This window comes from Mucilaginibacter celer (genome assembly GCF_003576455.2).
GTDB lineage: Bacteria > Bacteroidota > Bacteroidia > Sphingobacteriales > Sphingobacteriaceae > Mucilaginibacter > Mucilaginibacter celer.
The window spans coordinates 695,494-709,109 of the sequence record NZ_CP032869.1 but is presented as its reverse complement, the minus strand read 5'-3'; the positions used below and the strand labels follow the sequence as shown (position 1 = coordinate 709,109).

Here is a 13,616-nt window from a genome sequence, read left to right as displayed (position 1 = left end):
CAATATGCCGGGTACCCAATTTTTTTTCTGAAAACTGAAGCTCTTGTGTGCCTTCCAGTCAACCCTCTAAAAAATTATCAATTTAACGCGAAGCCATCCGAACATGAAGCTGATGTCCCGTCAAGCAATTTGATAACAGAAAGGTCAATTCAGGGCGCATAACAACCTGCTTAAGCGGAGGATTTATCAGTTGAATTACGAAATAACGTCACAAGCCACCATACAAAACGAGATAACAAACTAAACTACAGCAGATTATATAAAGGCATCGATTTGGCAGATATAGAAAACACGCTTTAACTCCACCATGCCATGAGCCCTTTCAAACGAAACCTTTTAATTTTCACCGTGATACTTGCAGCTATCATGGAACTGATCGATACATCCATTGTGAACGTCGCGCTGAATTACATGAGCGGTAATCTTGGCTCGACCCTGGAAGATACCTCGTGGGTGATCACTTCCTACGCTATCGCGAACGTGATCATTATACCGATCACCAGCTTCCTGACCACCAAGCTGGGGCGCCGGAACTATTATATCGGTTCGATCATTCTTTTCACCTTTTGCTCGCTGATGTGCGGCCAGGCCGGTAATATCTGGACGCTGGTTTTTTTTAGATTTATCCAGGGACTGGGCGGAGGGGCGCTGTTGTCGGTGTCCCAGGTCGTGGTCTTTGAATTGTTCCCTAAAGAAAAACAGGGTGTCGCCAGCGCGCTGTTCGGTGTGGGTGTTTTTGTCGGCCCGACCATAGGCCCCACACTGGGCGGTTTTATTACGGAGAATTATTCCTGGCCCTGGATCTTTTATATCAATGTACCGCTCGGGGCTCTGGCAGCTATCTCCTGTTATTTTCTGCTGTCAGAACCAGCCGTCAGGCAAACCGTCAAAAAGGTTGACTGGACAGGCATCTGCTTGCTGGCGGTCGGTATAGGATCTTTACAGACCGTACTGGAACGAGGGGAAACCGATGACTGGTTTTCGGCAAGCTACATTATCTGGCTGACCGTGACCGCGATTATCTGCCTGACCATTTTTGTACTTTGGGAATTACATATCGAAGCCCCCGTTGTTAATCTTCGCGTACTGAAGAGCAAGACGCTGAGCGTTGCTGCAATCCTCACCTTCGTGACAGGGCTCGGCCTGTTCACTTCGGTCTACCTGACGCCGGTGGTTGCGCAGCGCTTACTGGGTTTCACGCCTTCACAAACCGGGCTCCTGTTATTACCCGGTGCAGTAATCGCCATTTTCGGGCTTATAATTTCCGCTAGGTTATTGCAGAAAGGCCTGTCACCAATCTATATTATCATTGCAGGTTTTGCTTTATTTATCTATTTTAACTGGCGGATGTCAGGCCTCACCCTGGACACTTCCGCCGGTGAAATTACCTTTACCCTAATTTTCAGGGCTGTCGGCCTGGCATTACTCACGGTACCGCTGACCGCCCTCGCGGTCTCCTCCCTAGCTGACAAGGAAATACCGCAAGGCGCGGCGCTCAACAACATGATGCGTCAGCTCGGGGGATCATTCGGCATTTCGATATTCAATACTTATCTTGCCAGGAGGGTTGCCTCTCACAGGGTTGATTTGCTGTCACATATTACGGCGACGGATCCACAGACGCAGCTCAGGCTCCAGAGTTATACCAGTTACTTTCAGGCCAAAGGGTTCGGGATTCTGGATGCGCAGCGAAAAGCACTAAAGCTGGTTGATCAGGTTGTTGTCAGGCAATCTAACTTACTGAGCTATGATAATGCGTTTCTGCTCCTGGGGCTGATATTTGTCCTGGCATTACCATTGCTCCTCCTGGTGGCAGATCAGGTCAAACGCAAGGCGGGGAATATCATCATTTCGGATCATTAGATTATAAAGCGTCTCCCTATCCCCAATCAGCCGGCCTTGCCTTGGAGCTGTGAACCGCACCTAAATTTCCGTAGCGGGCGGTTCACGGTGGCCGGGGGAGCAAAAGACCGACATTAATAAAGGTTCCGTAGCCGGTAACCCAAAGCTATGTCCATCACCTGGGATCCCAGTAAAATATCATTCAAAAACCTTTGTGAGATGGACATATTGAAAATCAAGCAAATGTCCTTTTAACAGATAGCTGCGCGCTCTATCTGAAACCTTTGTATCCGGCACTACCAGTGAAAGGTCCTTTTCATAATTTAACCAGAACAACGGGCAATTTCCGGACACAGGCACGCTGATAGCAACCCAACAGGAACGATCTGACATTTACCCCACCAACATTTTTTTTACCTGCTCCGTTAAAGGCGTAAATAAATCATCTTCGATAAAACAGCCCTTCGTAACTGTAACCATCACAAAAATGTCTTTCAATTGAATCCGCCTGCGTCCTTCTGAGCGTACTAACAAAGCAACCCTTTCAGTTTCTCTATGTTCAGGCAGTGCAAGCAGACGAAATCCATTAACTCAAAAAAAAACTGACTACCAGCAATATAGCAACGAGCATACTACATAATGCTATCCAAGACAGCACAGGTTTGCCATAATAATCTAAGATTTTCGATAAAAAATTGATTTTATTTTAAAAGCAGTTGCAAATTAAAATCAGTTAACTATATTTGTACCGGTTTTAATTTAAAACCGCTTTCAAACATCATTCGGTTTGCTGGTATAATTTCCCATTCAATGAAGTATGTCCGTTCTATGAAGTTCAGGACAACGTTATAACAGGGAGACTGGGCAAAGAGAATCAGCGAAGCGGTTGAGAGATCAGGACCTGGAATTTTTAACCACTTCTTATAAATTTTAAGATCATGAAAAATAAAGTATTAGTAACCGGTGCTGCCGGTGTAACAGGCAACTTTGCTGCAAAACGTTTATTGAAATTGGATATACCTGTAAGGGCAATGGTGCGTCAGCATGATGAACGCTCGGCAGCACTGGCTGCATTGGGCGCGGAAATCGTTATTGGTGATTTTGGCGATTTTGACTCACTGAGGGCCGCGTTACATGGAGTAGAAAGCACTTATTTCGTATATCCGGTAGCGCCCGGTCTTCTGGAAGCAACCGCTTTGTTCGCTGAAGCGGCTAAAGAAGCGGGCGTTAAGCTTATCGTAAACGTATCACAACGGACTGCGCTTAAAGATGCGCCGAGCCATTCCGCGCAGGCGCATTGGGTAGCTGAACGCCTGCTTGATCGTTCCGGGGTACCGGTAACCCATCTGCAGCCAACCTTGTTCATGGAATGGCCTGCTTATTTCGCACAAGCTATCAAAGAAAACAACCTGCTGATCTCACCATTTGGTGCCGGTTCGAAATACGCTTCGATCAACAGCGAGGATATCGGCCGGGTTGGCGCGGCCATCTTGGCGAACCCGGAAGGTCATGCAGGTAAAACATACCCGCTTTACGGACCGGACGAACTGACACAGCCGGAAGTAGCCTCTATTTTATCTGAGGTTTTAGGCAGAGAAATTAATTATCTGCCTGTTGAACCGGAGGCCTTTTCAGATATCATCAGGTCCAGCAATTCACCCTACAATACTGCTTTCAATATTCAGCATATCGCGGCCATCGGAGATATGTTCAGGTCAGGCGAAATGGCAGGACATAACAATTTTGTGGAAGAGATCACCGGCAGCAAACCGCTTTCCTTCCGCGAATTTATCGCCAAGAATATTGAACTTTTTTAATAATGACAATTTAAGCATATAATAATGAAAACTTTAGAGACCGGGGATAACGTTCCCGAATTTTCACTACTCGATCAATATGGCCATCTGTTTAATATCAGCGACCACCTTCAGCATCAGAAACTGGTTATTTATTTTTATCCGAAAGATGAAAGCGCTGTATGCACGGCTGAAGCCTGCGCTTTCAGGGACAGCTTTACTGACTTCATAGAAAGCGGCGCCCTGGTTGTCGGGATTAATGAAGGAAGCGTAGACAGCCACCGGAAATTCGCCGAGAAAAACCGCCTGCCCTTTCTGCTGCTGAGTGACCCGGACAATAAAGTCAGGGCTGCATTCGGAGTTAAACCATGGCTTTTCCTGAAAGGAAGAGAAACCTTTGTTACCGGAACAGACGGAACGATCGCCTTTAAGTTCAGGGCTTTTCTTAACGGCGAGGCACATCCGCAAAAAGTTTTGCAATTTCTGAATGAAGAACCGGTAAGCGCCTAACTGCGCTAGAAAAAAGACATGTTACTTTATATCAGCGCAGCGATGCTCAATTACGATATAAAGTAACATATCAAATTAAATAATATTACAATACATTGATTACAAGTTACTTAAAATATGGCCTCTTTATTGAAAACAATGCCATGATCTAACATCAAACTTCAAACACAACGAAATGAACTTACACCTCCCTGGTTACCTGGCCATCGCTTTTGGCCTGACAACCGTCGCAACCTTTCTGGCCTATATCGTGATCTTAAAGAAATCAACGTTTCTGAGCGACAAAACAAAACGCATCGTTTATCTGCTGATGTTGCTTTGGCTGGCCGTACAGGGAATTCTCGCGGGCCTGGACATTTACAGCTCAAATCTGCAAAGTTTTCCGCCTAAACTTTTCGTACTGGGGATATGGCCCGGAATCCTGCTGATCATTATCCTGATGGCTACCACAAACGGCAGACGTTTTATGGACAGCCTGCCTTTAAAAGAAATCACTTATTTAAACATGGTCAGGATCGCTGTAGAACTAATGCTTTTCGCGCTTTTCCTCAACAAAGCAATCCCCCGTTTAATGACTTTTGAAGGTGGGAACTTTGACATCTTTTCCGGTCTTAGCGCCCCCCTGATCGCGTACCTGGTGTTTTCGAAGAAGCCATTTAAACGCAACCTGCTGCTGATCTGGAATATTATCTGCCTGTTGCTTTTAATCAATGTAGTAACCAAAGCGCTGCTATCGGCACCATTACCTGTTCAGAAATTTGCTTTTGACCAGCCTAACGTGGCAATTCTTGTATTCCCTTTTGTCTGGTTGCCTACATTCATCGTACCATTGGTGCTGTTCGGCCACATTGTATCCCTGAGAAGACTGATCGGGAAGCATGAACTTCCGTCAGCTTAAAACGTCAAGGCTGCAAGTCCGGACAAACAGCCCGGACTTGCAGCCTTGGTTTAATCAGCCTATCTTATTCCTGCAGATACTCTTTTTTTATTCCGAGGCGCTTCATCTTGGAATTGAGCGTGGTCGAAGGAATTTTAAGCGCTTCGGCCGCCCCCCCGGGACCAGCCACCTTTCCTTTGCAGGCATTCAGCACATACATGATATGCTCCCGCTCCACATCATCGATCGTCCTGAAGTCCCCTGTAGCCAAATATGATTCCAATCCGTCTTTTTCCGCTGAGGGAAGCTGCAGCTGGGTGATCAGCTGCTGCGAGGTCAGCAATATACTTCTTTCTATCAGGTGCTCCAGCTCCCGGACATTACCAGGCCAGCTGTATGCACCCAGGGCTTTGATCACTTTAGCAGAGAAACCGATCACTTTCTTGCCTGCTTTTTTTGAATGCTTTGCTAAAAAGTGGGCCGCTAAAAGGGGGATATCCTCTCTCCGTTCTCTTAAAGGAGGAATAAAAACCGGAAAAACATTAAGCCTGAAAAACAGGTCACTACGGAAATTACCAAGGGAAACTTCCTTTTCCAGGTCCCGGTTGGTAGCAGCGATGATCCGCACGTCTGTTTTAATTACCGTCCGGCCGCCAACCCGTTCAATTTCCTTCTCCTGCAGCGCACGTAAAAGTTTCACCTGTAATTCCAGCGGCATTTCCCCGATTTCATCCAGAAACAAAGTACTGTTGTTCGCCAGCTCGAATTTCCCGATCCGCTTATCCGTAGCCCCGGTGAAACTCCCTTTTTCATGACCAAAAAGTTCACTTTCGATCAGGTTGGCCGGCAATGTGGCGCAATTCACTTTCACCATGAGCTTGCCTTTCCTCGGAGAAGAATTATGAATGGCACGTGCGACCAGTTCCTTACCTGTACCGGTTTCCCCCAGTATCAATACAGAGCTGCTGGTAGGCGCAACGCTGGAAACCAATCGGAAAACATCGCGGAGCGCTGTACTGTTGCCTACGATTTCGCTATAGTTATTCGTGGTCTGTATCTCTTCCTGAAGATAAAGGTTCTCCACTTCAAGCTGTTTTTTAAAATTGGAAATTTCCAGCACCTGCTGTTCTATTTTCTCATTGGCGAGAATATTGGCAACCCCGGTAGCTAACTGGGAGGAGATACCATGAAGAAGATTGATGTGCTCTGCCTTTATTTTGTTTGACTCTTCAGTAAAGATACCCAGCATGCCGGTTCTTCTTTGTCCGTTGCTCAGGCCGATCAATATCATTTCTTTAATCCCGCTGCTGTAGCTCATCCTCACATGACCGGGCAGATCAGTCCTGTTGATGATATCCCCCAAATGATAAAGTACCGGCCGGCCGGTTTCAAACGCAACGTTGAAGAACCCGTCATTAATCGGAATTTTGGTAGATACGAAGTCCTGGTAATCTGGGTGAATCTTATTTTTAGACCTGGGATCGAGGATCATAGCGGATAGGGAATTCCCGTCCTCCGTTACCCTGGCCAGCATAAAATGGCTGTAACTGAAAAGGCTGCGTAACCGCTGGTCCAATACCTTATACAGGTCTGTTGTCATCCGTACGCCCGCCAGGTCATTGCTCATGGATAACAGGATCGATTTTTCATTGTCTTTTTCCCGGATCTTTTCGTCAGCGACGATGTTGGCAACGGCGTTGGACATCTGATAAGACAAACCCCGGATCAGTTCAAGCTGCTGGAGGCTGAAACTGTTTTTGATGTCAGACATGAGCATCAGGAACCCGATCAGGTTGTTCCCGGAATGCAGCTGTGCGAATACAACCTCCCGCATTCCCGAATCATAATTCATATGCATATATGCCGGGCAGTCATTTTGAAGGATCACATTGGCTATATCAAATACCTTGGGTCTGTCAGAGGTCAGAACGGCATGTATGATCGTATCGTCCATACTATACTCCATCTCACATACATTCTGATAATCGGGATGTCCAAGGCATTTGGAATTCGGATCGAATACATAACCATAGTACACCTTCCTGGCGTTGTCGCACAAGGCGATCAAGGCATGATCGAAATAAAAGATTGATTTCAGGTGATTGTGAAGCACTTTTAACAGATCCGACTTGTTTTTGATGCTGGCCAGATCGTTGCTGACGGCGAGCAGGATGCCTTTCTCTTCTTCCTTGCTCAGCAGCTCTTCGTAAGCAAGTATATTGGATATGGTGACCGCAAGCTGGTTGGCTATCCCCTGTATCAGATCAAATTGTTTGGGATGATATGTGTTATATTGTTCGGCAAAAATATAAAGGCCGCCAAAAATCCCGTCTTTGTTATACATGGATGTCCCGACAAATTCAACTATCCCTGTTTTGTGATAGAAATCGATATACCTGGACGGATTTGGTAACCTGATCAGTTCATTGACCCGAAAAATTACAGGTTTATCACTCGCTAGTGTCTGGTCGACTACGGAATCATTGATCGGCGAGTGCACCTTGGACGCTTCCATAAATTCAGGATGCTCGGTCCGCCGGGCCTCGCAGGATACCAGATACCCGTAATGCGTTTTCTTTTTGAAATCGTACAGGGTCACGGAAATATCATTGAATGGGATCAGCCTTTTGATGGTGCCCTTTACAATCTCCAGCAACTGTTTCTGATCGCGGATATTGGCTATTTCCCCGCTCAGTGCCAGCAGGGCAGATTTTTCAGCTTCTTTTTCTTTCAGATTTTCTGCAAGCTGCATTCCGGTTATGGCAAGCGACAAACGGCCGGCCATGGTCCGTAGAATCCTCAACTGATGATCTGTAAAAAGCACGTTTGACTCCGTAGCGAGGTAAATCCCGCCAAAACTGGTTTTGCCGTCCTTAAGCGGCATCGCCAGGAATTGGTTTACGCCTGTCTCCTGAAAAACCCCGGAGATCTCACCCGGGTTTCCGATATCGGTTAACACCTCAGCACCAAACCTGACCGGGTTCGATTGTGACGACAGAATACTGATCATCCGGTTGGTGAGCGAATATTCCGCGGAAGCAAAGCGGCTTAGCGCCGGGAGGTCACGACGCTTCTCATCAAAGTGACTATCCAAAAAACGGTAGGTTTTCTTATCCGAATTGATACAGGTAATCCAGATATCATTGAACGGGATCAGAAACTTCAACCTTTCATAAATCGTCGCCAACAGTGTCTGCTTGTCTTTTATCCCATTAATATCATCGAGCAGTGCCAGGAGAATTTCCTTTTCATAGTCGAGACGCCGATTATCATCTGTCAGCGACACGATTTTCATGCAGCTCGTCAGGACAGGTAACAAAGCCCTGATTTCCTTATCCTTAGCCGGAAGCACGCCGGCATGTTCTGCAAAAAAGAGCATGATATCGGTGAGCACCTCGCCTTCAAAGAGGTTAACCACAGCCAGATCGGCGGCAGGTACCGCTGAAAGCGTTTTTGATTTCGACGAAAACTGAAACGAGTGCCTGATGTCTCCTGCAGAAACAAACCGGATTCCCGGCCCCTGCTTTAAACTTTCAATAAAAGGGTCATTAACTGGCAGATGCAGCCTGGCATCCTGCAAGGCGTCATCGGACAAATAGGTTTCAAAGGCGGTATGCGCTGAATTTCTCTTTAACAGCAGATAGGAATTAAACTGAAGGGATTCCCGGAGCGCATTTTCGATGACCAGCTTAAGCTCCTGTTTGCTCGTAACATTTAAAATACGACGGATCGCCGCGCTCAGCAGGTTACTGTATGGTCCGTTCAGCAATGCGGTCCCCGGCATAATCTCACCTGTATCAAATCTTTTCATTCAAGGATCTCCATTTTGACTGCTTAATAAAAATATCGGATATCAATTGGGTTAAGCCAGCTGATTTAAATCCGCTCCGAAAAACAGTTTATATGCGAATATCGTTCCAACTCATAATTAATTGATATACAGATACAAATTTAAATAAAACAGCATGCAAATTACTTTATTTCGTAAATAAACAAACTAAAAACGATATAACGTGATGCATTAGAATTTCCTGGGACGAAAGCAGGAAAACATCTTCATGAATATTGATATATCGTAATTTTCCTTGGAGAGCTGTCCTTCCTGTTATTCGATCCTGTGATTATGTGTCATAGTCAGGATGAGCCTGCAGGCCCATCTGGTACGGGATATCATTGCTTCATTTGCACAAATATGATATATCGTAATCAACACCTATCACAATAAAACACAAAGATCTAACTATCAACAACTTAACCAATGGCATCAAAATAGCCCAATCCAATACACGGCATTCAGACAAACCGCCGTTAAAATTGATTTAAAATGAAAACTACAGCTTTAATCTTACTGTTAACTATTTCAGTAATCTTTGGTGCTTCTGCAGCCAAAAAGACCCTCCCCCTGAAAACAAAAACAAACAAAACATTCGTGCTTGTTCATGGCGCCTGGATGGCACCTTATGCATGGGAAAACGTTACCAAATCACTGAAGAAAGCCGGCGCTAAAGTCATTGTCGTTGAGCTTCCCGGGCATGGCAGCGATACAACGGCCCCACAGAATCTCAGCCTTGACGTATACAAAAACAAAGTTGCTGAGGCCGTTAACAGTGCCGAAGGTAAGGTAATCCTGGTAGGGCACAGTCTTGCCGGCATGATCATATCGGTCGTAGCAGAGGCAAATCCCGATAAAATCGAAAAACTGATCTATGTGGGCGCCTATTTACCCGCTAACGGGCAATCACTGCTGGCTATCGCATCGACAGATGCCAAGTCATTGCTCGGCCCTTCATTGATCCCCTCCGCTGACAAGCTAACACTGGATGTCAAACATGAAAACATCATCAATATTTTCTGTGCGGATTCATCACCGGCAACTCAGGCGCTGGTCATGAAAAACTACAAACCAGAGCCCGCAATTCCTTTTACCAATTCTGCCGTACTAACCGCCGACAATTTTGGCAAAGTGAAAAAAGCATATATACATACCCTCCAGGATCACGTGATCAGCATCGATGTGCAGAAACAAATGGTCAGCGCGAACGGCCTGAGTGAAACCTATTCCCTCGACAGCAGCCACACGCCATTCTTATCCATGCCCGACAAACTGACCGGCCTGCTTCTTAAAATCGCTCAGTAATTATACAACACTTTAAAATTTAAGTAATGGAAAAGAAAGTTTTAATAACCGGCGCTACCGGTGCTACCGGTAAAAATGCGACTGCGAATTTACTTGCACAGCAAATTCCTGTCCGTGCTTTAGTACACAAACAGGATGAACGCTCGGATCAACTGAAAAACCTTGGCGCGGAGATCGTCGAGGGGGACCTGACCGACCTGGATGCGATGACCCAGGCATTGCAAGGCATCACATCGGCCTATTTTGTGTACCCGATCCAGGTACCCGGCATCCTGGATGCGACCGCTTACTTCATTCAGGCCGCCATTGAAGCAAAAGTTGGACATATCGTCAATATGTCCCAGCGGACATCCCGCCGGGAGTCGCCCAGTCATGGTGCCCAGAACCATTGGATTTCGGAAAGACTGTTCGACTACAGTGGCATTCCGGTGACTCACCTGCGTCCTACACTCTTCGCCGAATGGTTGCAGTATTTTTCTGCGGAGATCAAACACAACAACCGTTTACTTACACCCTTTACGGAAGCGAGATACGCGATGGTTGCCGGGGAAGACACCGGCCGCGTTATTTCCACCGTGATAGCGCAACCTGAAGGGCACTTAGGACAAACCTATGAACTTTACGGTCCGGAGGAACTTACGCAATTGGAAGTTAGTCAAATCCTTTCGGAAGAATTGGGCAAGACCATCAGTTATGTTCCGATGGATGCCGGGTCGTTTGGCGAAGTTTTAAAAGCCAATCAGTTCACACCTTATTTTATCCAGCATGCTGAAGGCATAACGAAAGACTTCAACGAGGGCTTTTCAAATGGGATGAATGACAATATTGAAAAAATCACCGGCAGAAAGCCGCTCTCGATCAGGGATTATATCAGGCAGAACATAAACCTGTTTAACTGATAAAAGAAGAGGGGGAATTCATATCCCCCTCCTCTTTTAAAGTTCCGATAACGACGCCCTGCTGAATACATCTTCATATCGAAATACCAGTGTAGCAGTTGTTCCAGCAAGATTCTCCAGTGAAAAGTTCCCGTTTAAATCTTCGGTGAGACCATTGATCAGCGTTATTCCGAATGAGCCTGTGGTTGAGGTGTCCAGGTCACCGGGGATGCCTTTCCCGTTATCTGCAACGATCAGCGTGATCTCCTCCTCGGCCGACTTAAAAAAGGATACTACAATCCGGTTGGCGTCCCTGAGTTCGAAAGCATGCTTTATCGCGTTCGTAACCAACTCGTTCAATATCAGGCCAACCGGGACAGCCAGGCTGACGTCGAGGCGCAATTGCTCGATCTGCAACTCGATATAAATATGTCCCCTTGTCTCATAACTTTCCTGCAACTGCTCAACGACCGTCCGGATATAATTGCCCATCTCGATGCTTGAAACATTTTCAGAACTGTATAAGGTCTGATGGATCAGGGACATGGCCAGCACCCGGTGCCTGCTTTCCAGCACCGCCTTCATCGCCGCCTCGTCCTTCAGGTAATTGGTCTGCGAATTTAAAAGGCTCATTACCAGCTGCAAATTATTTTTTACCCGGTGGTGCACCTCCTTAAGCAGCCATTCTTTAGAGACCAGCAGCTCATCTTTTTCCCGAACGATAGTTTCCAGCAGATGGTTTTTTTTGTCGATCTCTTCTTTCTGAAGACTTAAGAGGCGGTTGCTTTTCTGCTTGCTGATAAAGCGCGCCAGTATAAATAATATAACGATCAAAAGAGCGGCAAAGCCGATATACATGTTCCGTCGGGAAGCCCTGGCCTCCTGTTGCTGAAGCAGACTTTTCGACCGGTACATGTCGAGGTCTTTCTGCTTCTGCAATGTATGATACCTCACATTTAATTCTTCAAATGCTTTATTTTTCTGACCCGTATATATGCTGTCACGCAATCTGAAAAACTGATACAAATTTTTCATGGCATCGAATTTGCCTTGTGCTGAATCGATCCGAAACAGTGAATGATAGGCATCAAGCCGGTAAGCCCACTCAGCGCCCCTTCCTGGTTTCCCTGTCAGGTAACTGATAAAATAAGATCTGGCCCTGGAATAATTTTTCCTATGAATATAAAAATTACCAATAGAGATGTATACATACCCTCGGAAACGGTTCGCTGTCGAAAAATCGTTACTATCGGCAAGCGCTACTGCGCTCAGATAGTACTTTTCGGCATTTCTGAAATCACCGATCTCTTCGTAACAGGAACCAAAAACGCTGTAAAGGTCCTGTCGCTGTATGGTATTCCTCGGTGGATAGCTTTTCATCATCCCATTTAACAGCCGGAGCAGCTTTTTACTGCTTCCGTAGCTGTAATGTACCAAATCCATGTTACCAAGAACCCTGTAAAGACTGGCGTCACCGCCGTATTTCATAAATCCCCGTAACGCTTTATTTGCCCAGAGGTTACTTTCAGCGCTGTGGCCATCAGCTGCCCAATAGGCGTCAGATACCCGCAGGTAGAAATAAGCCAGGCCTATACTATCTTTAGTCATTTCTGCGGTCCTGACGGACTCGACGGCTATAGAAAGTGCCCTGGGATAATCTCCGCGGATAAAGGCAAGAAAACATAGCAGATCGGTTGAATAATGGGTGTAAGGAAATTTAATTTCATGTTGAATAGCCAAAGTCTGCTGAACCGCTGCCAGCGTCCGGTCAGGTTTACCGGCCGCGAAACTCAGATAAGCGATGTTCTGAAGCACGTTCACCTGGCTTATCTCATCCTTAAGTTCCTGATAAATTTTCACAGCCGCCTGTAAAAACTTGATCCTTAACGGGGACGTAGAAGGCAGGTAAGGATAATACGTACCTTCGTAGGTCAGCGCTTTTGCCATCAGCCTTTTATCGTTTCTGAACCGCGGATCGCTTTTGATGATATCAAAGCATGGTACGCCAGCCAGCGTATCCACTTTTTTGATCAGGCACTTACCTTTTAAGATAAGCCCCTGCGCATACAGGCGACTCAGCTTACACGCCGCCAGTTCTCTCAACGCCTGATTCAGCACATTAATGGCCTGATCATTCCGGACAGTGCTCAAACCCGGGCTGAACGCCAGGTAAGCGCCCAGGGCAAGCATGTCTTTCGCGTGTGCTTCTCCTTTTTCACCTGCGATGCGTTGCTCGAAAACCTTTTGCTGTCCTTTATCCATCCACGTCAGGCTTTCCGCCGCGTAATCACCGGTCATATCTTCCATAATGACCGGAACCCGGCTGATCCGGCTCGCATGACTGGCCAGTACCAGGGTACTGTCCAGATCAACCCCCGCATCTTTAGCCACGGTCAGTAAACCGGAACAAAGCTGGATCCGGGCAGCATTCAGCGCCGCGGGGGTACCTCGATATTGCGCCCTGGCAAACAAAGAAGCTAATAGAAAAAGCCCGGATAAGCCAATTCGGCACAGGCTATATCCTGTTAGACCCGATAAAAGCCGGTTATCAACCCATTGCATAAATGCCTGATTTA

The 13,616-nt window shown here is 46.4% G+C and carries 8 protein-coding genes; 6 read left to right on the top strand and 2 right to left on the bottom strand.

Annotation, left to right across the window (positions count from 1 at the left end; translation table 11 throughout):
• Positions 1–312 precede the first annotated feature (312 nt).
• The 4 genes from HYN43_RS02955 (at position 313) to HYN43_RS02940 (ending at position 5,046) form a co-directional block, all read left to right on the top strand.
• A complete protein-coding gene (locus HYN43_RS02955) occupies positions 313–1,863 on the top strand; it encodes a DHA2 family efflux MFS transporter permease subunit (protein ID WP_119408034.1) in 1,551 nt (516 codons plus the stop codon).
• 917 nt (positions 1,864–2,780) lie between these two features.
• A complete protein-coding gene (locus HYN43_RS02950; RefSeq protein ID WP_119408033.1) occupies positions 2,781–3,659 on the top strand; it encodes an NmrA family NAD(P)-binding protein in 879 nt (292 codons plus the stop codon).
• Positions 3,660–3,683: 24 nt separating this feature from the next.
• On the top strand, positions 3,684–4,148 hold the full coding sequence (locus tag HYN43_RS02945; RefSeq protein ID WP_119408032.1) for a peroxiredoxin: 465 nt from the start codon (positions 3,684–3,686) through the stop codon (positions 4,146–4,148).
• Between the two features lie 175 nt (positions 4,149–4,323).
• Positions 4,324–5,046, top strand: coding sequence for a hypothetical protein (locus tag HYN43_RS02940; protein WP_119408031.1), 723 nt, complete (start codon positions 4,324–4,326; stop codon positions 5,044–5,046).
• A 64-nt stretch (positions 5,047–5,110) separates the two neighbouring features.
• On the opposite strand, the gene HYN43_RS30585 is transcribed toward HYN43_RS02940, so the two are convergent.
• Positions 5,111–8,836, bottom strand: coding sequence for a sigma-54-dependent Fis family transcriptional regulator (locus HYN43_RS30585; RefSeq protein ID WP_205589856.1), 3,726 nt, complete (start codon positions 8,834–8,836; stop codon positions 5,111–5,113).
• A gap of 513 nt (positions 8,837–9,349) precedes the next feature.
• On the opposite strand from HYN43_RS30585, the gene HYN43_RS02930 reads away from it, so the two are divergent.
• Positions 9,350–10,162: an alpha/beta fold hydrolase gene (locus tag HYN43_RS02930; protein ID WP_119408030.1), complete on the top strand. Its 813-nt coding sequence runs from the start codon at positions 9,350–9,352 to the stop codon at positions 10,160–10,162.
• 26 nt (positions 10,163–10,188) lie between these two features.
• A complete protein-coding gene (locus tag HYN43_RS02925; protein WP_119408029.1) occupies positions 10,189–11,061 on the top strand; it encodes an NmrA family NAD(P)-binding protein in 873 nt (290 codons plus the stop codon).
• 36 nt (positions 11,062–11,097) lie between these two features.
• On the opposite strand, the gene HYN43_RS02920 is transcribed toward HYN43_RS02925, so the two are convergent.
• Positions 11,098–13,602 (bottom strand): tetratricopeptide repeat-containing sensor histidine kinase, encoded by a 2,505-nt coding sequence (locus tag HYN43_RS02920; RefSeq protein ID WP_119408028.1) that lies wholly within the window; start codon positions 13,600–13,602, stop codon positions 11,098–11,100.
• Between the last annotated feature and the right edge of the window lie 14 nt (positions 13,603–13,616).